The organism is Arthrobacter sp. E70 (genome assembly GCF_058266945.1).
The window spans coordinates 282,989-305,522 of record NZ_JBYQFR010000001.1 but is presented as its reverse complement, the minus strand read 5'-3'; the positions used below and the strand labels follow the sequence as shown (position 1 = coordinate 305,522).

At 67.0% G+C, this 22,534-nt stretch carries 23 protein-coding genes; 10 read left to right on the top strand and 13 right to left on the bottom strand.

The genetic code is table 11. The features are described from left to right. Positions 1–148: 148 nt before the first annotated feature. The 4 genes from AC3IMC_RS01435 to AC3IMC_RS01420 form a co-directional block, all read right to left on the bottom strand. The gene (locus AC3IMC_RS01435) at positions 149–346 is read right to left on the bottom strand and encodes a hypothetical protein (RefSeq protein ID WP_490916646.1); all 198 of its coding nucleotides are present in this window, start codon (positions 344–346) and stop codon (positions 149–151) included. Between the two features lie 90 nt (positions 347–436). Next, the gene (locus AC3IMC_RS01430; RefSeq protein WP_490916645.1) at positions 437–2,050 is read right to left on the bottom strand and encodes an AMP-binding protein; all 1,614 of its coding nucleotides are present in this window, start codon (positions 2,048–2,050) and stop codon (positions 437–439) included. A 153-nt stretch (positions 2,051–2,203) separates the two neighbouring features. Next, the gene (locus AC3IMC_RS01425) at positions 2,204–2,863 is read right to left on the bottom strand and encodes a response regulator (RefSeq protein WP_490916644.1); all 660 of its coding nucleotides are present in this window, start codon (positions 2,861–2,863) and stop codon (positions 2,204–2,206) included. Then, positions 2,856–4,172, bottom strand: a complete 1,317-nt coding sequence (locus tag AC3IMC_RS01420) for a sensor histidine kinase (RefSeq protein ID WP_490916642.1) — start codon at positions 4,170–4,172, stop codon at positions 2,856–2,858. The genes AC3IMC_RS01425 and AC3IMC_RS01420 overlap by 8 nt, the downstream gene beginning before the upstream one ends. 165 nt (positions 4,173–4,337) lie before the next feature. On the opposite strand from AC3IMC_RS01420, the gene AC3IMC_RS01415 reads away from it, so the two are divergent. Together AC3IMC_RS01415 and AC3IMC_RS01410 are read left to right on the top strand one after the other, a co-directional pair. Continuing rightward, the gene (locus AC3IMC_RS01415; RefSeq protein WP_490916641.1) at positions 4,338–5,441 is read left to right on the top strand and encodes an ABC transporter permease; all 1,104 of its coding nucleotides are present in this window, start codon (positions 4,338–4,340) and stop codon (positions 5,439–5,441) included. Positions 5,442–5,471: 30 nt separating this feature from the next. Further along, on the top strand, positions 5,472–6,170 hold the full coding sequence (locus AC3IMC_RS01410) for an ABC transporter ATP-binding protein (RefSeq protein WP_490916640.1): 699 nt from the start codon (positions 5,472–5,474) through the stop codon (positions 6,168–6,170). Here the strand turns inward: AC3IMC_RS01410 and AC3IMC_RS01405 are convergent, their stop codons facing one another. Then, positions 6,171–6,923 carry a ZIP family metal transporter gene (locus AC3IMC_RS01405; protein ID WP_490916639.1) on the bottom strand — a complete coding sequence of 251 codons (753 nt, stop codon included), beginning with the start codon at positions 6,921–6,923 and terminating at the stop codon, positions 6,171–6,173. It lies immediately after the preceding gene. 198 nt (positions 6,924–7,121) lie between these two features. On the opposite strand from AC3IMC_RS01405, the gene AC3IMC_RS01400 reads away from it, so the two are divergent. Further along, complete coding sequence (locus AC3IMC_RS01400) at positions 7,122–7,598, top strand: sensor histidine kinase (protein ID WP_490916638.1); 477 nt, start codon at positions 7,122–7,124, stop codon at positions 7,596–7,598. Positions 7,599–7,691: 93 nt separating this feature from the next. Here AC3IMC_RS01400 and AC3IMC_RS01395 read toward each other — a convergent pair whose 3' ends face one another. After that, on the bottom strand, positions 7,692–8,303 hold the full coding sequence (locus AC3IMC_RS01395; protein WP_490916637.1) for an NADPH-dependent FMN reductase: 612 nt from the start codon (positions 8,301–8,303) through the stop codon (positions 7,692–7,694). Between the two features lie 236 nt (positions 8,304–8,539). Between AC3IMC_RS01395 and AC3IMC_RS01390 the strand changes: the two genes are divergently transcribed. Further along, positions 8,540–8,692: a hypothetical protein gene (locus AC3IMC_RS01390; RefSeq protein ID WP_490916636.1), complete on the top strand. Its 153-nt coding sequence runs from the start codon at positions 8,540–8,542 to the stop codon at positions 8,690–8,692. Here AC3IMC_RS01390 and AC3IMC_RS01385 read toward each other — a convergent pair. Further along, positions 8,689–9,159, bottom strand: coding sequence for a DUF4383 domain-containing protein (locus AC3IMC_RS01385; protein WP_490916635.1), 471 nt, complete (start codon positions 9,157–9,159; stop codon positions 8,689–8,691). The two genes, AC3IMC_RS01390 and AC3IMC_RS01385, sit on opposite strands and share 4 nt — an antisense overlap. Positions 9,160–9,416: 257 nt before the next feature. Here AC3IMC_RS01385 and AC3IMC_RS01380 point away from each other — a divergent pair, with 257 nt between their 5' ends. Then, positions 9,417–12,056, top strand: coding sequence for an exo-rhamnogalacturonan lyase family protein (locus AC3IMC_RS01380; RefSeq protein ID WP_490916634.1), 2,640 nt, complete (start codon positions 9,417–9,419; stop codon positions 12,054–12,056). Positions 12,057–12,256: 200 nt separating this feature from the next. After that, positions 12,257–13,207 (top strand): SRPBCC family protein, encoded by a 951-nt coding sequence (locus AC3IMC_RS01375; RefSeq protein ID WP_490916633.1) that lies wholly within the window; start codon positions 12,257–12,259, stop codon positions 13,205–13,207. Between the two features lie 102 nt (positions 13,208–13,309). Here AC3IMC_RS01375 and AC3IMC_RS01370 read toward each other — a convergent pair whose 3' ends face one another. After that, complete coding sequence (locus AC3IMC_RS01370; protein ID WP_490916775.1) at positions 13,310–15,295, bottom strand: rhamnogalacturonan lyase; 1,986 nt, start codon at positions 15,293–15,295, stop codon at positions 13,310–13,312. A gap of 261 nt (positions 15,296–15,556) precedes the next feature. Further along, complete coding sequence (locus tag AC3IMC_RS01365) at positions 15,557–16,036, bottom strand: Lrp/AsnC family transcriptional regulator (protein ID WP_490916631.1); 480 nt, start codon at positions 16,034–16,036, stop codon at positions 15,557–15,559. An 83-nt stretch (positions 16,037–16,119) separates the two neighbouring features. Here AC3IMC_RS01365 and hisC point away from each other — a divergent pair, with 83 nt between their 5' ends. The 3 genes from hisC (at position 16,120) to AC3IMC_RS01350 (ending at position 18,603) form a co-directional block, all read left to right on the top strand. Continuing rightward, entirely contained in the window at positions 16,120–17,238 is a 1,119-nt protein-coding gene (gene hisC / locus AC3IMC_RS01360; RefSeq protein ID WP_490916630.1) for a histidinol-phosphate transaminase, read from the top strand. Beyond that, positions 17,235–17,891 (top strand): YitT family protein, encoded by a 657-nt coding sequence (locus tag AC3IMC_RS01355; RefSeq protein ID WP_490916629.1) that lies wholly within the window; start codon positions 17,235–17,237, stop codon positions 17,889–17,891. The genes hisC and AC3IMC_RS01355 overlap by 4 nt, the downstream gene beginning before the upstream one ends. 70 nt (positions 17,892–17,961) lie before the next feature. Then, a complete protein-coding gene (locus AC3IMC_RS01350; protein ID WP_490916628.1) occupies positions 17,962–18,603 on the top strand; it encodes an NADPH-dependent F420 reductase in 642 nt (213 codons plus the stop codon). 92 nt (positions 18,604–18,695) lie between these two features. Here the strand turns inward: AC3IMC_RS01350 and AC3IMC_RS01345 are convergent, their stop codons facing one another. Then, the gene (locus tag AC3IMC_RS01345) at positions 18,696–19,619 is read right to left on the bottom strand and encodes an SMP-30/gluconolactonase/LRE family protein (RefSeq protein WP_490916627.1); all 924 of its coding nucleotides are present in this window, start codon (positions 19,617–19,619) and stop codon (positions 18,696–18,698) included. A 157-nt stretch (positions 19,620–19,776) separates the two neighbouring features. Here AC3IMC_RS01345 and AC3IMC_RS01340 point away from each other — a divergent pair, with 157 nt between their 5' ends. After that, positions 19,777–20,124 carry a hypothetical protein gene (locus AC3IMC_RS01340; RefSeq protein ID WP_461857230.1) on the top strand — a complete coding sequence of 116 codons (348 nt, stop codon included), beginning with the start codon at positions 19,777–19,779 and terminating at the stop codon, positions 20,122–20,124. 63 nt (positions 20,125–20,187) lie between these two features. Here AC3IMC_RS01340 and AC3IMC_RS01335 read toward each other — a convergent pair whose 3' ends face one another. The 3 genes from AC3IMC_RS01335 to AC3IMC_RS01325 form a co-directional block, all read right to left on the bottom strand. Further along, positions 20,188–21,120: a threonine/serine dehydratase gene (locus AC3IMC_RS01335; protein ID WP_490916626.1), complete on the bottom strand. Its 933-nt coding sequence runs from the start codon at positions 21,118–21,120 to the stop codon at positions 20,188–20,190. 2 nt (positions 21,121–21,122) lie between these two features. Further along, positions 21,123–21,386 (bottom strand): hypothetical protein, encoded by a 264-nt coding sequence (locus AC3IMC_RS01330; protein ID WP_490916625.1) that lies wholly within the window; start codon positions 21,384–21,386, stop codon positions 21,123–21,125. Between the two features lie 71 nt (positions 21,387–21,457). Then, positions 21,458–22,396, bottom strand: coding sequence for a LysR family transcriptional regulator (locus tag AC3IMC_RS01325; RefSeq protein WP_490916624.1), 939 nt, complete (start codon positions 22,394–22,396; stop codon positions 21,458–21,460). Between the last annotated feature and the right edge of the window lie 138 nt (positions 22,397–22,534).

Below are 22,534 nucleotides of genomic sequence, written 5' to 3'. Positions count from 1 at the left end.
TGTTCGGGGGAACAAAGTGGAAACAGGAAAAACTTACCGGCCAGTAGGCCTGCGATATTTCCGATTCGCGCTACCTTGGCCAATCTTGAGCGAACCTTGAGGCAGCCGGAGGGAACCGGGGGTAGCTGGAGGGAACCGGGGGTAGCTGTTAAGCGCCCGGCCCCGCGGTGGCATCAGGATCTTCTTCGGGTTCAAAGGTGTTGGGCTCGGCGCCGTCAGAAATCCCGACGCCGTCCTTGCCGCCGGGAATCCCGCCGTCGGCCTTGCCTTTGCCGGATCCTTCGATGCCGGCCGAGGCCTCCTGCGGCTCGTCCTCCGGCAGTGAGTCAGGTGAATTGATGGACATCGCTCCTCCTTCGTTGGCTGGGCCTCCACGCTAACAGCCCCGGAGGCAAAAGGCGCCGGAACATCGAAGGTTTTCCGGCGCCCACTTCAGCTAACTCCCGGCTGCCGCGGCCCGCTGCTGCCTGAGGATGTAGCGCTGCAGCTTTCCCGACGGCGTCTTCGGCAGGTCCGCCACGAAGTGGATGCGCCGCGGATAGGCGTGTGCAGCGAACTGCGTCTTGACCATGGCCTGCAGTTCGGCCACCAGGGCATCGCTGCCGGTGGTCCCGTCCGCCAGGACAACATACGCCTCAAGGACTTCTCCGCGCAGTTCGTCCGGCGCCCCCACCACGGCGCTTTCCAGGACCGCCGGATGAGTGGACAGGACACTCTCCACATCGAACGGGCCAATCCGGTAGCCGGCCATGATGATGACGTCGTCATCGCGGGAGGAGAAGAAGTAGTAGCCGTCCGCGTCCACCATGCCGGCGTCACCGGTCAGGTACCACGTGCCGTCCTCATTGAATCTTTCTGCCGTCTTCTCCGGCGCGTCCTGATAACCCTTGAACCACATCATGGGACTCGCGGCCACGTTGACGGCTACGCGGCCCAGCTCACCCGGCCGGGCCGGTTCGTCAGCGTTGTCCTTGAGGACCGCGCAGCTCCACCCCGGCAGCGGCCGGCCCATGGACCCTGGCCTCAGCTCCGTCCGCACGTCGTCATGCCAGGCGTTGATGATCATCATCCCGTGTTCGGTCTGTCCGTAGTGGTCCCGCACCGGAACGCCCAGCATCTCCCGGGCCCAGCCGATCACCTCCGGAGTCAGCGGTTCGCCTGCGGATGAGGCACGCCGAAGGTGGAAAGGGCCCGTTCCGGCGTCGGCTTTCGCGCGCATGGTGCGGTACACCGTGGGAGCGGCCGCGAAATTGGTGACCGAGAATGCTTCCAGCACTTTGAAGCTCAGTTCCGGGGAGAAACCGGGGCGTAGCAGGAGGTTCCGCCGGCCGGCCGCCATGGGGCCCAGGATCCCGTAATAGAGGCCGTACGCCCAGCCGGGGTCTGCGGCGTTCCAGAAGACATCCTCTTCACTGACGTCCAGGCCCAGTTCGACGTACTGGCGGAACGCCGCCAACGCCCGGACCGGCACCGGCACACCCTTGGGGGCGCCCGTGGTCCCGGACGTGAAGATCAGCACCAGGGCACCGTCCCCTCCCACGGTTTCGGATGCGATCCCGGGTTGCTGCCTGGCCAGCAGCGGCGTGAGCGCCAGGTCCGGCTGGGCGGCTTCTTCACCGGCGACTACGACGACGGCCCCGGTTTCCTGGATCTTCGCCCGCTGGTTGGCGTCGGTGATCACAGCCTTTGCGCCGGAGGCCGTGAGGCGGAGTTCAATGGCCGGCCAAGCAAAGGCTGTAAACAGTGGAACGTGGACCGCCCCACGCCGCCAAATGGCCAGGAGCATGACCACCAGGTCCGCCGACTTTCCCATCAGGGTGGCCACCGCGTCTCCGGGACCAACCCCCAGCTCCGCGAGGGCCGCCGCGCCACGTTCGGAGCGCTCCCGGAGCTCGCCGTAGGTAATGTCCTCCGCGGAGAGGTCGGCTTCAACCACGGTGAAGGCAACGGCGTTGGGATCGTGGCTGTCGCAGAGGAGCTCGGCCGCGCAGGCGTCCGGTGCACCGTAGGTGGCGAGAAGGGCATCGACGGCTGGAACCGGACGGGACATTCGTTCTCCTTTGAACAGTTGGCCTGGGAATTTGAACAGTTGGCCTGGGAACAGCGGCACCTGGTACTGCGGCCTCCGTAAGCACAGTGGAATAAACCTACTGCAATGCGATGGCCGTCACACGCCGCGTCCCGTCGTCGTGCGCCACCAAGGTCACGCCTTGGCGCCCGGCGGCCGGATGATCCGGCGCTGCGTGGCGGCAGCTATGGCGGCCGTCCGGTTATCCACGCCGAGCTTGCCGTAGATGTGCACCAGGTGGGTCTTCACGGTGGCTTCGGAAATGAAGACCTGCTTGGCGATGGCCCGGTTGGACAGCCCGGTGGCCAGCAGCTCGAGCAACTGCACTTCGCGTGGAGTCAGGGACGTGCCCGGGTTGCTGATCCGGTCCATCAGCAGCGCGGCCGCCCGCGGTGCCAGGACCGTCCCGCCCGCCGCCGCCTGCAGGACGGCCTGCCGCAGCTGTTCGGGCGGTGCGTCCTTCAGCATGTAGCCGCTGGCGCCGGCTTCCACCGCCGCGAGGATGTCCGCATCGGTGTCGTAGGTGGTGAGGATCAGCACGGGCGGAGGAGCATCAAGCGTCCGGATGGCCGCCGTGGCAGTGACGCCGTCCATCCCTTCCCCCATCTGCAGGTCCATGAGCACAACGTCGACAGGCTCGCCAAGCGACGCCAGCCTCGCCAGTTCCTTCAGGGCCGCTTTGCCGTCGGCGGCCTCCGCGGCAATGGAAATACCTTCGATTCCGGTGAGCATGGCGCGCAGACCGGCGCGCACCACGGGATGGTCGTCAACCAGCAACACCCGGACCTCACCCATGTGTCCACTCCAAGGGCAGCCTGATGCCCACCACGGTGCCCTCGCCGGGCGCGGATTCCACCGTGATCGATCCGTTCAATGCGGTGACACGCTCCCGCAGCGAGCGCAGCCCGAACCCGCTGCCGTCCGCTGCGTGAGCGGCACCATCCGCAGCGGCGGGGTCAAAGCCCGTGCCGTCGTCGTAAATGTCCATGGTCACCCCGGTGCCCAGGAAGGCAAGGGTGACGACGGCGTTCGCGGCCCGCGCGTGTTCGCGGACGTTCGCGAGGCTCGCCTGGGCCGCGCGCAGCAAGGCGACACGGACGGGCTGGGGCAGCTCCTGCGGCTCGCCGTCCACCTCGAGGCGGCAGCGCAGCGGCAGCCCGGCCGCGGCGGCACCCGTTTCCGTCGCTGCACACAGCCGGCGCAAGGCCTCCACCAGCGAGGTCCCGTCCAGCTGCGGGGAAGACAGGCCACGAACAAAGCTGCGCGCCTCGGCCAGGTTGTCCGCCGCGGTCTGCTGCACCAGCTCCAGCCGCGACGACGCCGTGACGGTGTCCCCGACGGCGAGGGACTGCCCGGCCGCCCTCCCCAGCAGCACAATGCTGGACAACCCCTGGGCCAGGGTGTCGTGGATTTCGCGGGCAAGCCGCTCCCGCTCGGCCAGCATGCCGGCCTCGTGCTGGGAGCGGGCCAGTTCCTCCCGCGTGCGGCGCAGCTCGTCCGCCGCGCGCCGCTGGTTTTCGGCCTCCCGGTAGAGCGCGGCATAGGCAAGCCCGGTGATCACGGAGAAGATGGCTCCCAGCAGGGGGCCCACGACGGCGGCCGCGTGCGGGACCGGCGTGCCGCTGACAGCCCACTGCGAGGCGATGACGGCGAGGGTCATCAGCGCGATCGTCAGCAGCGCGGCGCGGCGTGGCAGCAGGTGCAGGTGGAGGAAGAAGATGGGGAAGGCCAGCCAGGCGAAGTCGGCGCTCCCGGCAAGCAGGAGAGCCCACAGTGCCGTGACCAGTGCCAGCCATAGGAGCCCGTAGCGGCGTGGGTTGAAGGCAACGCGGCCTTCCGCATGGCGCTTCTCCAGGACAGTCCCGGCCAGGTAGACAGCGGCGAGGACGGCGGCGGCCCCCGCCCACAACCAGCGCAGCGGACCGCCGGCCATCAGCATCCGGACCAGAGCCACGGCCAGGAGCACGGCGAATCCGGTGTGCAGGGTGACCCGCAGGATGCGAAGGATCGTCGCTGAGGACGCCGTTTCCAGGGCGCTCACGGGCCCCGTCGCGGGAACGCCGGCGGCCGTCGTCGAGGGTGGCGGCAAGGGCGTGGAAGGCATTTTCTCAGCTTATGCCGCGATCGGTTCCCGGGGATCAATCAAATGGTTGACTCCGCGCTCCACCCTTCCATCCCTGCGGATCAACCGTATCCGTGATGGAGCCGCGGGCCCCCGCGGGGAGAGTGGAAGACGAAAAGAATCCACCCCTGCTGAGAGAAGAACAACGTGTTCCTGGCAATCCGCGATATCCGCTTCGCCAAAGGCCGGTTCGCCATGATGGGCGGCGTCGTAGCCCTGATCACCCTCCTGCTCGTCATGCTGTCCGGCCTGACGGCTGGCCTGGCCGAGCAGTCGACATCCGCCATCGGCAAGCTGGGCGCAGCAGCCGGCAAACCGGTGGACACCATCGCCTTCGGCGCCCCCGGAACCGGCACCCCCAAGGCGTCGTACACGGAAAGCTCCGTCACGGCCGCGCAGGTGGAGAGCTGGCGGAACCAGCCCGGCGTCCAATCCGCCGAGCCGCTGGGCATCACCCAGACACGGGCGCAGACCCCGGATGGTTCTGGAACGGCGAACGTGGCCGTCTTCGGTGTCTCCCCCGGCAGTCCCCTGGCGCCGGTTGACGTGTCCGCGGGGACCGCCGTGCTGGGTGCCTCTGTGGCGGAGGCCCTGTCCGTGGGCCAGGGCGGCAGCGTGTCCCTGGGCGGTGTAGAGGTTTCGGTTGCTGCCGTGGTGCCGGACCAGTGGTACGCCCACACCAGCGTCGTGTGGACAGCCCTGCCGGCATGGGCCAAGGCGGCACACGTGTCCGACGGCGGTCAACTGGCTACCGTCATCGCCGTCACCTACGCGAACGGGGCCACGGTGGATAGGGCAGCCGGCGACGCGGCGGCACACACCGTGAGCGAGTCCCGTACCGGTTCCTTCCAGGCCCTGGGCTCGTTCAAAAGCGAAAACGGGTCCCTCACCCTGATGCAGGCTTTCCTGTACGGGATCTCCTCACTGGTGATCGTGGCGTTCCTGACCGTCTGGACCATTCAGCGCACCCGCGACATCGCCGTCCTGAAAGCCCTGGGCGCCCCGGGCTCCTACGTCCTCCGGGATGCCATCACCCAGGCTGCCATCGTGCTGGTGGCGGGCGCCGCCGTCGGAGGGGCCGTTGGTGTGGCGGCCGGCTTCCTCGCCGCCGAGGCCGCCCCGTTCCAGCTGAACGTGGCCACCACGGTGCTTCCCGTCGTCGGGATCGTTGCCCTGGGACTGGTGGGTGCGGCCCTCGCCGTCCGCCGCGCCACCAAGGTCGACGCGCTCCTGGCGCTCGGCGGCAACTAGATTCCCACCCCGTTGAAAGGAAACTTCCCGATGTCCACAGCCGCTCCCCTGTCACTGGTCAACGTCACACTCGAATACCCCGACGGAGGCGGGACCACCACCGCCCTGGACAGGGTCAACCTCACGGCCCATGCAGGCAAGGTGGTCTCGCTCGTGGGGCCTTCCGGGTCCGGCAAATCGAGCCTGCTGGCCGTTGCCGCCACGCTGGTCCGCCCCACCCGCGGCCAGGTGGTCATCGACGGCACCGATACCGCGGGCCTCAAGGAAAAGGAACTTGCAGCGCTGCGGCGGGAAAAGGTGGGCATCATCTTCCAGCAGCCCAACCTGCTCCCCGCGCTCACCGCAGTCGAGCAGCTCATCATCAGCGACCACCTGCGAGGGAAGCCTGCCAAGGCGGCCCGGGAGAAGGCAGCCGAACTGCTGGCCATCGTCGGACTCTCCTCGAGCGGGCGGAAACTGCCGCACCAGCTCTCCGGCGGGCAGCGCCAGCGCGTCAACATCGCCCGGGCGCTCATGGGCAGCCCCAAAGTGCTGCTGGTGGACGAGCCGACGGCGGCGCTGGACCACGAGCGGAGCGAATCTGTCGTCCGGCTGCTCCGGGAGGTGACCACCGAATTTTCGGTGGCCACGGTGATGGTCACGCATGACACCGAGTTCGTACCGCTCACTGATGTGGTGGCCACCATGCGGGACGGCAGGCTCACAGCGCCGGTGCTGGCGGGTGCCTAATCACCCCAAGTGGTGCACCGTGAAAGCCGTCAGGAAGCCCACAGCCGCCGTCAGCCCGGTGAGGTTGTGGTGCTCCTCGAAGGCCTCCGGAATCATGGTGTCCGCCAGCATGGCCAGGATGCCGCCGGCGGCAACAGAGGTAATGAATGCCACCAGCTCCTCCGGCGCGTCCTCCAGGGCCACGTATCCCAGCAGCGCCGCGAGCCCGCTAAGCAAGGCAATGCTCCCCCACAGGCCAAACACGTAGCCCGCGCTCCGGCCTGCCTTCTTCATGCCCGCCGTCCCGGAGAGCCCCTCCGGTACGTTCGAGATGAAGACGGCGGCCAGCATGGCCGGGCTCACCGCTCCCCCGGCCAGCAACCCGACGCCAAGGACCACGGATTCCGGCACGCCGTCCAGCAGCGCCCCAACGGCGATCGCTGTGCCGCTGCCCGGATTGTCCTGCTCGCTCGGCTGCTGGTCCCCGGACCGCTTGCGGTGCTTTGCGCCCGCACGCGACAGCGCCATGTTGGCTCCCACGTACACCACTGCCCCGGCCAGGAAGCCGGCCACCGTGGGCCACAGGCCGCCGCCCTTCACGGCCTCGTCCACGAGTTCGAACGCGAGGGCCGAGATCAGCACCCCGGCCCCGAACGCCATGATCGTGGAGACGACTTTGGAAGGTATCGACCACCGCCAGGACACGGCCGACCCCAGGACCAGGGCCGCGCCGGCACCGGTGCCCCACACGAGTGACATTAACCAAGTAGGCATGAGTCTTCCGTCCCCAGCTCCGCAGGAATGAAACAACGGCCAGTTACATGGAGGCTGCCAGGCCGTCAAGACGCCAGACTATTCCCGTGACGCCCCCCGCGCAGAATTGATGGGATCTTGCGGCAAACCTTGCGGCACCTAGAACTTGCACGCGCACGCTGGAGCCATCAGACAAACCAGCTTGGGGAGCAGGAAGTCATGGGACACCAAACAGCGTTGGACAGCGAAGTCGCAACCATAGGCGGCGTGCTGACGGACCAGCGGCCGCTGGATTTTCATACGTTGGGGCTGGCTGGCTGCATCGATCGGCTCACCGCGCCCCTGCGCCAGCGGGGTACGTCGGTCCACTGGGATACCCCGCACTGGGGCATCGAGATCCCGGCAGACTGCGCGTCCCTCCTCTACCAGTCCGGACGCGAGGCGCTGAGCAACGCCTACAAGTACTCCGCCGCGTCCTCGATCAATATCCAGCTTGCGGCCGTCGACCACGGCATCCGCCTTGTGGTGTCCGACGACGGCACGGGCTTTGACAGCCAGCGCGCCACGTGCGGGCGGCACCACGGCTACGGCCTGCGCCTCATGTCGGTCGCGGTCCAGGAGGCCGGCGGTTCCGTGGACATCTCCTCCGCCCCGGGCAACGGCACCAGCGTCACGGTGACGCTGCCCCTGGACTGATCCCCGCACCCTGAGCCTCGAACCCGGGCCGGACACTCGGATGCCCGCCGTTGCTGGGATGGCGGGCATCCGTATGCCTGGTGGTACGCGCAGCTAGCGCGACAGTTTGGCTGAGTCCGGCTTCAGGTCGCCGATGTGGCCGGGTGCGTTCGCGGCCAGGACGCGCGCCACGAAGGCTGCGTACTCCTCCATGTAGTGCCCCAGGAACTTGGCGGTGGACTCGTCCTTGACCTCGCCGCCGTCGCCGAATGCGGCCGGATCGTATTTGACGTACGCCTCCGGCGCATTCAGCTGGGGTGCGTCCAGGAAGCTCAGGACAGCACGCATGGAGGACTGCATGACGGCCGTGCCGATGCTTCCCGGGGATGCCCCGATGATGCCCGTGGGCTTGCGCGCGAAGGAATTTGTGCCCCACGGCCGCGAACCCCAGTCGATGGCATTCTTCAGGGCGCCGGGGATGGAACGGTTGTACTCCGGGGAAACGAACAGGATGCCGTCCGCGGCCTCGATGGCCTCCTTGAGGGCCCGCCCCTCGGGCGGAAAATCGGCGTCGTAGTCGTAGCTGTACAGCGGAAGGTCCTTGATGGGGATCTCCGTGAACTCCAGTTCCTCCGGTGCAAGTTTGATCAAGGCGTTGGCCAGGACCCTGTTGATGGAGCCCTTCGCCAGGCTGCCCACGAAGTACCCGATCTTGTACGTTGCCATGCGTGTTCCTCTCCAACAGCCGGAGCACCCGGCTGGCTGTACGGTAACTGGAAACAGCACCGCCCCCCGGAACGGGAGTGGTGCCCACTGCCTTCCCAGTCCAACACAGACAGCACTCCCCGGCCAGAGCAGGAGCAAGCCAGAGCAGAAGCAAGGGCGGGAAGTGCTTGACAGGCCAAGCGCCTGGGCGCTGAATGATGGGTAGCGCAACTCCCCAGGCTCTTTAAGGAGCAGCCATGACAGAAGATCATTCACGGGACGACGACGACCGGGTCCACGCTGAATCACCCGCGGAAGGCGATCCCGATGCGGACCCGGCCGACATCCGGGTGCACAGCCAGGACCCCGCCGAAGGACCGGACGACGGCGGGGCCGCAGCGAAAAGCTAGATCCTCCGCTCAGTGCCGGTTTCGTGGCGTCCCAGCACGAAGCCGAGGACTATCATGGCCACGCCAAGTACGGCATGGAGCCAGTTGTCCGCAGTGTTGACCGGGATGAAGTTGGCCGCTGATGCCTGGTCGATCAACAGGCCGTAAAGCCAGATCACCAGGTACAGGACGCCGCCGCCGAGCAGGAAGTACCTGGACTGGACTGCGGTCCGGCCCATGATCAGGCCTGCCGCGCCGAAGAGCAGGTGGACAATGTTGTGCAGGATGGACACCTGGAACACGCCCAGGAGCAGGGCGCCGGAGTCATGGCCGGCGAAGGCCAGCTGCGAGTAGTTGGTGGTGACGCCGGGAATGAATCCCAGGATGCCCACGAGGGCGAAGATCCCGCCGGAAATCAGGGCGGTGAGTTCGATTGCAGTGCGGTGGTGGCTCGCGCCAACGCCGGGATGCGCTGATGACGCAGACATTTTTGCTTCCTCAATGTGGTGCGGTGCTGGTTATGCGTACTCGGCGGATGCCGACATGCAGTTAGCCCCGTTCCTGCCGCATTGCCTCGTACAGTTCCAGCTTCAACTCCTGCGCCGCGCGGGTTAAGAGTCTTTGGTCCTGAGCTTTACCAGGCAACCCCCTCCTGGTCCACCCTTGCGGCACTCCCGGCCGGCCACTATTTTGAAACGTATCAGAAAGCGCTTTCATAGCAGGATGAAACAATGGAGTGGAGCACATGGCGGAAACGCTCATCAAGTGGATCGACGGCGTGGCACCGGCAGGGATCAGCGGCGGAGCCACGTGGGGCATGCCCTTCGCGCGCGGAACCCTCAGCGGCCCAGGCAGCCTGGCAGTGCAAGATGCCGAGGGCAACCCTGTCGCCAGCCAGGCGTGGCCCCTGGCCACGTGGCCGGACGGCTCGGTGAAGTGGGCGGGCCTGGCGCTCGGGGCCACGGACGCACCCTCCGGCAGCTACCGCGTAACGTTCGACGGCGGTGCGGCACTTTCCGGAGCCAACCAGCCGGCGTCGTCCACTGCGAGGGTCACCGTCACCGAAGGGGGCGGCGCCCTGACGGTGGACACCGGCACACTGCAGATGGTGATCAACCGCAGCGGCAGCACCCTGTTCAGCAGCCTCACCCGGGACGGCCGGGAAGTTGCCCGGGACGCCAGGCTGGTCAGCCTGCTGCAGGACGGCGTCCCCGAAGGCGCCGGGACCGCACGACGTGACGCCTACACCGGCGAGGTTACCCACGTCGCCGTCGAACAGGACGGGCCGGTCCGCGCTGTGGTCCGGCTGGAAGGCCGGCACCGCCCGGATGCGCCGGGCGGCGGGCGGGACTGGCTGCCATTCGTGGTCCGGTTCTACTTCTACGCCAACGCACGCAGCGTGCGGATGGTCCACTCGTTCATCTGGGACGGCGACGCGGAGCGGGACTTCCTGGCCGGCCTGGGTGTCCGCTTCACCGTCCCGCTCGAGGCCGACCCGCATGACCGGCACGTGCGCATCGCCGGGGCCGACGGCGGCTTCCTCACCGAAGCTGTCCGCGGCCTCACCGGGCTGCGGCGCGATCCGGGAATGGCGGTCCGCGAAGCCCAGATTGCCGGCAGGCCCACTCCCCCGCCGGAAACCTGGAACCCGGAGGTCTCCGGACGGCTGCACCTCATCCCCAGGTGGGGCGACTACACCCTCGCCCAGCTCACCGCGGACGGCTTCGAACTGCGCAAGCGCACGGCTCCAGGCCATGGCTGGGTGGGTATTTCCGGCGGCACCCGCTCGGCCGGATTCTGCGCGCTGAGCGATACCCGCGGCGGCCTGGGCGTGGGTATCAAGGACTTCTGGCAGTCGCACCCCGGGCAGCTGGACATCCGCGGCGCGGCCGGCAGCGAGGCCACCCTGACCGCTTGGCTCTACTCCCCGGAAGCCCAGCCCATGGACCTGCGTTTCTACCACGACGGCATGGGCCAGGACACTTTCGAAGAACAGCTTGAAGGCCTTGAAATCACGTACGAGGACTACGAACCGGGCTTCGGCAATGCGACAGGCATTGCCCGCACATCTGAGTTAACTCTGTTCGCCTATGACCGCACCCCTTCCACCGAAATCCTCGCTGCGGACGCCGCAGCGGTGTCCACGCCGGCCCTGCTCCAGGCCACGCCGGAATACCTGCACTCCGTGGGCGTCTTTGGCGACTGGGACCCGGTGGACCGCAGCACCCCCGCCCGCGCGGAGCTCGAGGACCATCTGGACTTCCTCTTCGACTTCTATGCGGGACAAGTGGAGCAGCGCCGGTGGTACGGGTTCTGGAACCACGGCGACGTGATGCACACCTATGACCACGACCGGCACGTCTGGCGCTACGACGTGGGCGGATACGCCTGGGACAACTCGGAACTCTCCCCCGATCTCTGGCTCTGGTACTCCTACCTGCGGTCCGGCCGCGCGGACATCTTCCGGTTCGCCGAGGCCATGACCCGGCACACCGGCGAGGTGGACGTCTACCACCTGGGGCCATGGAAGGGCCTGGGCTCGCGGCACAACGTCCAGCACTGGGGCTGCAGCGCCAAGCAGTTGCGGATCAGCACGCCCGCCTACCGGCGCTTCTACTACTACCTGACGGCGGATGAGCGCACCGGTGACCTCCTGGCCGAACTGGTGGACAGCGATCGGACCTTCCTGGGCCTGGACCCCGTGCGCAAGGTCCGCCCCGACGCCGACACCTACCGGCCCAACCGCGGTGCCCTCGGGGTGGGGCTCGGCACGGACTGGGGCTCGCTCGCGGCCACCTGGCTGACCGACTGGGAACGCACGGGCAACCCGCGCTCCCGGGACCGGCTGCTGGGCACCATGGCGGACATCGGGGCGCTCAAGTACGGCTTCCTCACGGGCGAAGCCCTGTATGACCTGGACAAGGGCCGCTTCGACACCGGCCGGAAGCAGATTTCGGTGTCACACCTAAGCGCAGTGTTCGGGCTGGTGGAGATCTGCAGCGAGTTGGTGGACCTGGTGGATGATCCGGAGTTCGAGCGGGCGTGGCTGCAGTACTGCCGCCTGTTCCTGGCAACCCCGGAGGAACAGGCCAAAGCTGTGGGCCAGCCGCTTGCGGGCATCCACCTCACGCAGGCGCACAGCCGGCTCACCGCCTATGCCGCCGCCCGGCTGGGCGATCCGGAGCTGGCCGCCAGGGCGTGGGAAAGCTTCGCCGAAGGCGGGGAGCACCTGAACCATGGCTCGGCCTTCACGCTGCGGAAGGTACGGCCACCGCACGTGCTGCTGCCGATGGACGAGGCCCCCACCGTCTCCACCAATGACACGGCCCAGTTCGGGCTCGCGGTCATCCAGAACCTGGCGCTGGTGGGCAAGCACCTGCGCTGAACCTCCCGTGGATGACCGGCGACGGCGGCACCGGGCCCTCTCACCCAAGGCCGCGTGCCGCCGTCGTACGTTGATGCCTCGCCGCTGAACCGGCAACAGGTTGGGCTCTGGAAACATGCGCGACCAAAAGGTATGTTGGTAAGCATGCTGATGATTTTTACCGACTCATCGGCTTCCGGTAACACAGCGAAGGAGACGTTATGAGCACGAAGGTGGAAAAACGCATTCTGGTGAACGTTCCGGTGAGCACGGCCTACAACCAGTGGACCCAGTTCGAGGAATTCCCGCATTTCATGGGCGGCGTGAAGAGCGTGACGCAGCTCAGTGACGACCGGCTGGAGTGGGTGGCCGAGATCGGCGGCGTACGCCGGCAGTGGGAAGCAAAGATCCTTGAGCAGGTACCGGACCGCAAGGTTGCCTGGGCCGCCACGGAAGGCGCCACAAATGCCGGCGCCGTGGAATTCGAGGACGTCGGCGGGGGCCAGACGTCGCTGCGGCTGACGCTCGAATACGAACCCGAAGGCTTGATTGAGAAGGTGGGCGACAAGCTCAACGTCGTGGACCGGCAGGCCGAAGCTGACCTGCAGCGGTTCAAGGAGTTCATTGAGGACGAAGGCTACGCCAGCGGTGCGTGGCGCGGCGCTGTCAACCCCGGAGCAACAGTTGGAACCCCCGGCGTCGAGCACGCAGGCGCCTCCCTGGGCGATTCCGGCAAAGCCGGCGTTTCCGGCAAGATGGCTGCCGGCCTTGGTGTGGCAGCGGCAGCAGGCGCAGCGGCGGCAATGGCCGCAAGCGGCAACAAGGACAAGGAAGAAACCCGCGACGTGACGGTCACGGAAACCACCCCGGTGGCACCGGCGGAACCCGTTGTTCCGGCCGAGCCGCTGACCACGGGGGCCACCACCGGCGCCGCCTGGACGGAATCGGAGACGCCCAGGGCAAGCACGACGCCGGCATCGGGCTCGATCGGTGACCTGGACGACGGCCGGATCGGCCACCCGTTCGACCAGACCAACGGCCTGGTGGATGCCACGGGCGAGTCCGACGAGACGCTGGAGGGCGAGAACCTGAGCGCCGGCGAACGGCGCGAGGACGACCGCAGGCCCGACGGCGGCCTTCCGCCGGTGGGCGGCAACCTCGGCGGCCACTGAGCCTGCCGGAGTGACATCGCCGGACTAGCGCCGGCTTAGCCCGCACAAGCCAAAGCGCCGCCCGCCTCTCCCCCGAGGCGGGCGGCGCTTTCGCGGCAAGACCTACTTCGCGTCACCCGCGTAGAACACGGACGGCATGGCCGGGGCCTGCATGTCCTGGCCGATGAAGAAGCTGGGGTGCGGCGGCTGGTTGTAGCCCACGGTCTCGCGCGCCACACCGGTCCGGTACATCGGATCGTGCATCAGGGTGCGGAGCCGGACCCCCGTGGGCGAGGTGGTGGTGTAGATCCGCAGTTCGGTGCTGTCCGCCGACGGGAACACCAGTTCCTCCCGCCAGTCGCCGAGGAGGTCCGCCTGGAGCGACGGGTTGCCCTTGGTGTGGTTGTTGGTGCGGGCACCGTCGGCCGTCAGGAGCCGGTCGCTGGCCTGGGTTTCCCAGTTCCACTTGGAGATGGTGGGCACGCCCATGCCCGCAGCTGCATCGAAATCGTGATCCACGATCTCGCGGAGCAGGTCGCCGTCCCACCAGGCCATGAAGTTGGCCGCCGGGATCTTGTCCCCGATCCGCTCGCCCTTGGCGGACATGAGGTAGCCCACCGGCGAGTTCCAGGCGGCGTCGCCGCCTACTGCCCAGCTCTCTGAGCCCGGGAAGCGCGGGTCGATGTCGCCGGTGGCGCCACGGCCGGTGTCCTTGACGGCCGGGATGCTCCAGAGCACTTCACCGGTGGCAGAGTCGCGGAAGGTGGCGCCGCGGTTGCCGCTGGCGGACATGCTTTCGTGCACCGCGAAGGTCTCCAGGCCAGGGCGGGACGGGTCGAGGTCGCCGGTGTGGATGGCGTCGCCGTGGCCGAGCCTGGTGTTGTACAGCGGCGTTCCGTTGTCATCGATGGTCATGGAGCCGAAGACGAACTCGTCCTTGCCGTCCTGGTCCACATCCGCAACGGACAGATTGTGGTTGCCCTGCCCCTTGTACTCGGCGCCCGCCACATCGGAGTCGAACTTCCAGCGCTTGGCCAGCTTGCCGTTCACCAGGTCATAGGTAACCAGGACGGTGCGTGTGTAGTAGCCACGGCTGAACATCATGGAGGGGTGCTCGCCGTCGAGGTAGGCCACGCCCGCGAGGAAGCGGTCCACCCGGTTGCCGTAGCTGTCGCCCCACGCGGACACGGCGCCACGCGGCGGGTCGTAAGGGACTGTGTCCATGATGGTGCCGTTGGCGCCGTTGAAGACCGTGAGGAATTCGGGCCCGGACAGCACATAGCCGGCGCTGCTGCGGTAGTCCGCCGCAGGATCCCCGATCACCGTGCCCGCCGCGTCGGTGGTGCCGTCTGCGGTCTTGAAGGCCACTTCGGCCTTGCCGTCGCCGTCGAAGTCGTAGGCCAGCATCTGCGTGTAATGCGCACCTGCACGGATGTTGCGGCCCAGGTCGATGCGCCAGAGCTTGGTGCCATCCATCTTGTAGGCATCCATGTAGACGTTGCCGGTGTAGCCGGACTTGGAGTTGTCCTGCGCGTTGGTGGGGTTCCAGAGCTGGATGATTTCATAGGTGCCGTCGCCATCCAGATCGGCGACACTGGAGTCATTGGCGGTGTAGCTGTAGGTCTGCCCGGCGGGGGTGACGCCGTCGGCTGGCTTGTCCAGCTTAATGGGCAGGTAGTTCTGGGCCAGCGGACTGAATTCGGCAGTGAGTTTGTCCTGCCCGTTGCCGTTGCCCACGGTCTTGATGACGTACTTGGAGTCCCCCGTTCCCGCCGGGTCCAGGTAGGTGGTGGTATTCCGGATAGGCTCGTCGGTGATCTGGACGCCGTCCCGGATGACGTGGAAGCCAATGCTGTCCCCGTCCAGGCCCAGCATCCGCCAGCCGAGGCTGACACCCTGGTCCGTCAGCACTGCGACGGGTGCCCGGTCCAGGTTCTCCACCTGGCGCTTGGGCTGCGACTGCTGCGCCACACCGGGATTGGGTTGACCGGGGTCGGCCGCAGCGAGGGGAACACCGGTGAACACCAGTGCTGCCGCCGTCAGCGTGGCTGCGACACCGGCGGGCGCAGCCTTCCATGCCCGGCCCGCGCGGTTTCTCAAGGAACACATTGAGGGGTTTGCCAAAAGAACATCTCCTTTGATGCGGCGGCAGCTGAGTCTGCCGCACAACAGTTTGGAACGTTTCAAAGACGCGTCGGCAATTCCCTTTGATGAGTGATTGACATGGGACCGCCGCGCATAGAAAGCGCTTTCCGCCCTCTAGGTTTATCAGCGTCTGACAATCCCGGTCAAGGCTTTGACCGAAAGTGATTGGGAGAAATTGTTCACATGCGTTTGCTTGTGCGCATATTGCGGCCCGCCCTGCCGGCGCTACTTCGCCGCCACCGCCTGCAGGAGCGGCACTGTGCGCGTGGGCATCACTTCCACCAGGGACATCGCGGTACTGGTGCGGACGACGCCGGCAATCGCCAGCATCGCATTGGTCACCCGGTGCAGGTCGGCCGGGTCCTTCGCGGCCACTTTCGCGAGCAGGTCCGCGTCGCCCGTGGTGGCGTGCATTTCGATGATTTCCGGAATGTCCTGCAAGGCTGCCACGGCGGCGTCGCTGGAGGATTGACTGATGGAGATGGAGATGAAAGCGGTCAGTGGAAGGCCCAGGGCAGCGGTCCGGACGCGCTGGCTGAACGGGGCCAGGCTGCCGTCATTCACCAGGCGGCGCAGTCTCGCATGGATGGTATTCCGTGCCACGCCCAGCGAGCGTGACAGGGACAGGACCGTCGCCTGCGGGTCCCGGTCCAGTGTGAGGAGGATCTCTGCGTCAAGGGCATCGATGAGGTGCATACTGAGCATTTTGCCACCACCTCATGTCAACGCACCCGGATCTGTCCTGACGCCGAAGGCTGTGTTGCGCAAACGTCCTGCATTGCCCCAACATGCTGTGCATGACCAGCACCCTTCCCGAAACCGCCGCACCCGAGGTGCGTGCCGCCGTCGCCCAGCTCCCCCCTTACGTGGCCGGCAGGAGCGCCCGGACTGAGCTGACCGCGGCGCTGGCCTCGAACGAAAGCCACTTTCCTCCCCTGCCGTCGGTGGTGGAGGCAATCACCGCCGAGGCCGGCCGCATCCACCGCTACCCCAGCATGGGTGCCGTGGAGACACGGGAAGCAATCGCACGGCACCATGGCGTCAGCGCCGATGAAGTTGCCGCCGGACCGGGAAGCTCGGGTGTGCTGCAGCAAATCATCTCCGCAGTGTGCGGCCACGGTGACGAAGTGGTGTTCGCCTGGCGGTCCTTCGAGGCCTACCCCATCCTCGTGGCCGTGGCCGGCGCCGTCTCCGTCCGCGTGCCGCTGCTGGCCGACGAACACCACGACCTCGACGCCATGGCCGCGGCGATCACGGACCGGACGCGTCTGGTGATCCTTTGCTCGCCCAACAATCCCACGGGCGTGTCCATCAGCGGGGATGCGCTGGAGCGCTTCCTGCGGTCCGTGCCGCCGCGGGTGCTCGTGGTACTGGACGAGGCCTACATCGAATTCCAGCGCGGCCCGGGCGTGGACGCGCTGGACTTCTACCGCCGCTACCCCAACCTCTGCATCCTGCGCACCTTCTCGAAGGCCTACGGGCTGGCAGGACTGCGGGTCGGCTACGCCATCGCGCGGCCTGGCATCGCCGAGGGCCTGCGCCGTACCGCCGTGCCGTTCGGCGTCAACAGGATGGCGCAGGCTGCAGCGGTTGCGTCGCTGGCCGCCGAGGAGGAAATCCTCGAGCGGACTGATGCGGTGGCTGCGGAACGGGCCCGGGTCATCGAAGCCCTTCGCGGCTACGGCTGGGACGTGCCGGACAGCCAGGCGAACTTCTACTGGCTCCGCGCTTCCGACGGGCTTCGGGAACGGCTGCTCGCCGCCCTCGGCGAGGCCGACATCCTGGCCCGCGGCTACGCCATGGACGGTGTCCGGATCACGCTCGCCGACCCCGACACCAACAACAGGGTCCTGGCGGTCCTGGCCGACCGCGGGCGGTTTGGGCTTGAACCGGGCACAGCGCAATGAGCACCGCCGTCTCACCCGCTGGGGAAATCACGACGGCGGCAGGCGCCGTGCCGCCGTCGGCCGTCCGGCATTCCGCGGTTGAGGATGTCCTGGGCATCCTCACCGGCACGTTCGCTGCGTCGCTGGGGCTGTTCCTGCTCAAGTCCAGCGCTGCCGTCACGGGTGGAACCGCAGGCCTAGCACTGCTGCTCAGCTACACCGTCCCGCTGCCGTTCGGGGTCATCTTCTTCGCGGTGAACCTGCCGTTCTTCGGTCTGGCCATCTGGAAGAAGGGCTGGAACTTCGCCCTTCGGACCGGCGCCGCCATCGCCCTGGTCTCAGTGATGGCCAGCCTGCACCCAGCCGCGCTCGGGCCGCTGCACAGCGATCCCCTGTACGGCGTGCTGGGCGGAAACCTGCTGGCCGGCGTCGGGCTGCTGATCCTGTTCCGGCACAAATCCAGCCTCGGCGGCTTCAACATCCTTGCCCTGCTGCTCCAGGAAAAACTGAAGTGGCGGGCCGGCTACGTGCAGATGGTGCTGGATGTGGCCATCGTGCTGGCCGCGCTGGCGCTCGTTCCGCCACTGATGGTGCTGCTGTCCGCGGCCGGCGCCACCCTGCTGAACCTCATCCTCGCGCTGAACCACCGGCCCGGCCGCTATCTCGGAAAGTAGCCGTGCGAGGGCCGGTTTATTCCCAAAAGTCCCCTGAAATATCCCCGCGAAGGCCGCTGTTGGGCCCCATATGACAACAATCGGAATCATCGGTGCAGGACATATCGGAAGCCAGGTTGCCCGGAAGGCGGTTGAACTGGGCTATGACGTGGTCATCAGCAACTCCCGCGGGCCGGAAACACTGAAGGACCTGGTGGCCGAACTCGGACCCAGGGCACGTGCGGCCACCGCCGCCGATGCGGCAGCTGCAGGCGACTTCGCCGTGGTCACGGTGCCGCTGAAGAACTACAAGGATGTTCCGGTGGAGCCGCTCGCCGGCAAGATCGTTATCGACACGAACAACTACTACTGGGAGCGCGACGGCCGCATTCCCGCCCTGGACAACGGCGAAGCCACCACCTCAGGGCTGCTGCAGGAGCACCTCCCGGATTCCAAGGTGGCCAAGGGCTTCAACCACATCATGGCCAGGGACATCACCACGGACGGAAGCCCCGCCGGGACCGAGGACCGGCGCGCGCTGGCCACCGCCAGCGATTATCCGGAGGCGGCCGAACTGGTAACGCGGCTGTATGACGAGTTCGGCTTCGATACCGTCGACGTCGGCCCGCTCTCCGAGAGTTGGCGCGTGGAGCGGGACCGCCCGGCCTACGTGAAGCGGCAGACCGCGGGGGAGCTGAAGGACAACCTGGCGAAGGCGACGCGCACCATCTGACGCGGCCCGGGGCCCACGCGAACTGGCTGGCAGTCCGTACTGCCAGCCAGTTCCGCCTTAAGGTCCGGGCCGTGTTAAAGGTCGGTGTCGATTTAAAGGTCGGGGTCGTGCGCGGGAACCAGGACCACCTCGAAGGGGCTCGGCGGCTGGTTGAACTGGGCGTTCACTGCGGCCAGGGTGTTCCCGAACCGGGCAACGGTGGTGGGCACGTTGAAGTCCGGGCTCTTGATGGTATCCCTCAGGACGCCGGAGGTCAGGTCGCTGGTCAGGTCGATCCGGGCGATCTGGTTCAGCATGTTCTGGACCGCCCACACATCATCGCCATGCACCAGGATGCCGTCCACGAACGGAACGCTGACGCCCTTGATCAGCGCGCTCTTGCCGGTCTTCGGGTTTACCGTGTAAAGCGCGCCATTGTTGGAATGGGCAACGATGAGCGTCTTGCCATTTTCAGTGGCAGCGATGCCGTTGAGGTTGAACCCCTGCGTGAGTTCGGCGGCGGGGCCGGTCAGCTTGAGAGTCTGGACCTTGCCGAGTTTGCCGCCGTCCCCCACCGGCAGGAAGTAGAGTTCTGCGGCCATCGAGTTGGTGAACCACGCCCCGTCCTGGGTCAGGGTGACGTCATTGATGAACCCCGCCGCAAGTTTGATATCGGCCACGGGCTTGCCGGTATCCGTGTTGTAGACGAACGCCTTGCCGGTGGCCGCGCCCGCAACGAACAGCAGGTCGTGGCAGGTATCAGCCTTCATGCCGGCGGCGGCACGGCCTGCCGGTGCGTCAATAAAGCGGGTGGCGGTGCCTTTGCGGATGTCTCCGCGGAAGATGTCGCCGGTGGTGAGCTCCCCGGCATAGAAAGTCTTCCCCTCGCCCGCCGCGATGCCCTCGGCGGAGGTGGCGCCGTCGAGCACAATGACGCCGGAAGGCGGGTCAGCCAAGGCGGGAAGGGCCGTGGGGAGAAGCAAGGCAAAGCCGGCCACGAGTCCCGCCGCGGCCCGCCGTCCTACTGATCGGCGCATGCTGGTTCCTTAGTCTGGTGCTGATGCGCGCGGGGCCCATCTGCGGCAGCTCCGCACGATTGGTGCTGCCATTTTAAGCTCTGCAGAAAGGCCCGCGAAGGCATCGGGCTACCTAATCTGCTTACAATCGGAACCTCTGACCACTACCGAGGGACCCATGAAGAAATTCGCCACAGCCCTGTTTGCCGCCGGCCTCGTAGCTTCCGCCACGGCCTGCTCCGCTTCCCACCAACTGACCACCGCTGAGACCTGCGAGCGGATCCAGGCCGTTGTGTCGAACCCCGCCAACAACGCCGGCAAGACGGGCATGAACAACCTCGCCAACCAGATCCGGCCCATCCACGCAGTGGCCTCGGACGACCTCAAGCCCGCACTGGCGTCCATCCTTGCCTACACGGATGAACAGGCCAAGGAAAACCCGGACAAGGACAAGCTAGCGGACCTCCAGTCCGGCTACCAGGAAGCCGGCAGCACCTACACCAAGTTCTGCCAGGCCGCTGGCTAGGACCCTTCGGTGAACGGACCGGGCGCCATGCTCTTGCGGGCGCCCGGTCGCTTTGTCCTTGACCTAGAGCGCTGCCGGGTCCGTGTTGGCGCCGCACAGGATGACAGCAACACGTTCATCATCCGCCGGCACGTACGCACCTGACGTCAGCGCCGCGTAGGCTGCCGCGGCACCGTGCTCGACGACGATCCGGTAGTCGTTCCACAACGCGGAGCGCGCGGCGGTGATGTCCGCGTCGGAGACCAGGACGCTTCCGACGCCGCAGCGTACCGCGACGGAGAAGCCGATGTCGCCTACGCGGCGGGCACCCAAAGAGTCCGCCGCGACGCCCGATACAGCGACGTCCACCGGTTCCCCTGCCGCGAGCGCGGCATGCAAGGTGGGCGCCAATTCCGGCTCCACGGCCACCACTTTGGCAAAACCTTCGACGGCGGCGGCGACGCCTGCCATCAGGCCGCCACCGCCCACCGCCACCAGGACCGTGTCCACGTCCGGCACCTGCTCCAGCAGTTCCGTCCCCACGGTCCCGGCACCGGCGGCGATCTCGGACTGGTCGTAGGCATGGCAGTAAACCGCCCCGGTTTCCGCCGCGTGCGCGATGGCCGCCTCGTAGGCGGCGGCATATTCGGCGCCGCCCTGGACTACGGTGGCACCGATCGCGGTCAGCTTGGCGACTTTGACGGCGGGGGCAGCCTCAGGAACGAAAACTGTGGCTGGAACCCCGAGCTCCCTGGCTGCGTAGGCATTGGCCAGCCCCGCGTTTCCTCCGGATGCCACCACCACGCCCACGTCCGCCCGCAGCTCCCCGCGCTCCTTGCTCGCCAGGATCCGGTTGAGTGCGCCACGGGCCTTGAAGGTTCCGGTGTGCTGCATGAATTCGCATTTGAACCACACGTGTCCCGGGGCAGCGTCGCTGTCCGCCGCCAGCACGGGCGTCCTGCGGAGAAGGCCGGCGGTCCGTTGCGCGGCCTGGTCAACATCGGCGCGGGTGATCATGGTCAGACTTCGTCGTCCCAGGTTCCGGGCTCCTCCACGGCCTCTTCCGGCTTGTGCTCCTGCCCGGCCGCCCCGCCTCCCACGTACGATGCCGGCACCGTTCCGGCTGCGTGCGCCTGCTGTTCCTCCCGGATGTTCGCGGCACCGGGCTGCTCGGGGTGCAGGCCGGACTGCGGCGCTTTTGTGGCTTCGTCCTTCGCCTCGTCCGGATCGCCGGGCCCGCGGAGGTCTGCGGTGTTCTGGGGATCGTCACTGGAAACGGTCATGGTCCTGCCTTTCACCTGGGAACTGCCTTGCAGGGCCGGGTATGCACCCGGCCCGCTTTCCACCCTACGGTCTACAAGTAATCTGCTGCCCGTTCCCGGGCGATTTCCAACAGGGTTGAGTGGAAGGCGACCTCCGCCGGGGCGTACACCTTGTCCTGCCGCTGCGCCAAGAGCACCCGTCGCAAGGGGGCTGCCTCCCCCAGGCTGAGGACCCGGACGTCGGGGTGCTGGAGCGCCACTGCTGTCTTGGGGACCATGGCCACCCCCATTCCTACGCTGACCATGGCCTGCGCTTCCTGGTAGTCGTTGGCCTGGAAGGCAATAGCCGGTTCGAACCCGGCGTCGTGGGCCGACCGCTGCAGCACCTCCACCACAGGATGGGCCTCCGCACGAACGATCCACGATTCGTTGCGTAGGTCCGCCATGCTCACTTCTTCCCGGTCGGCGAGCCGGTGCCCGCGGGCCACCAGCACCACGGTGCTTTCACGGAAGACCTCGGTGACCCGGATGGCGTCGTCATGGAAGGGGTTCCAGGGGTAGTCCCACAGCAGGCACAACCCGGTCACCCCGGACTCCAGGTCAGCCACGAGCTCATCGAACCGCGCGCTCCGCAGCGACAGGCCGATGGCGGGGTAACGCTTCTTGAAGGCCCGGATGACAAGCGGCAGGAAGGACCCGGCCAGGGTGGGGAACGTACCCACGGTGAGGGATCCCCGCTTGAGGCCGGCGAGTTGGTTCAGGTCGGCCTGGGCCGCCTGCATTTGCCGCACGATCTTCCGTGCATGGGCTGCGAGCATCTGGCCCGCTTCCGTGGGCACAACACCACGGGAGCGGCGGTTGAGCAGCGGCTGGCCCACTTCCTGCTCCAGCTTGCGCAGCTGCTGCGAGACCGCGGAGGGACTGTACAGGCGCAGTTCGGCCGCCGCGGTAATAGACCCCTGTTCCACCACCTCCATCAACAGCGAGAGGCGGCGGATATCGAACAAATATTCATCGTCATCCTGAAGCACTGCTTAACCCTCCTGCTGGTTTGGTGAATGAGCTGCAGGACAGTCCCGGAGCACCGCGAAAACCGGCCAAGACCGAAGGCTTCACGAGGAACCAATGCATCCACCCGCCTTCTACTGCAAGTGATTGAAGCAATCCTA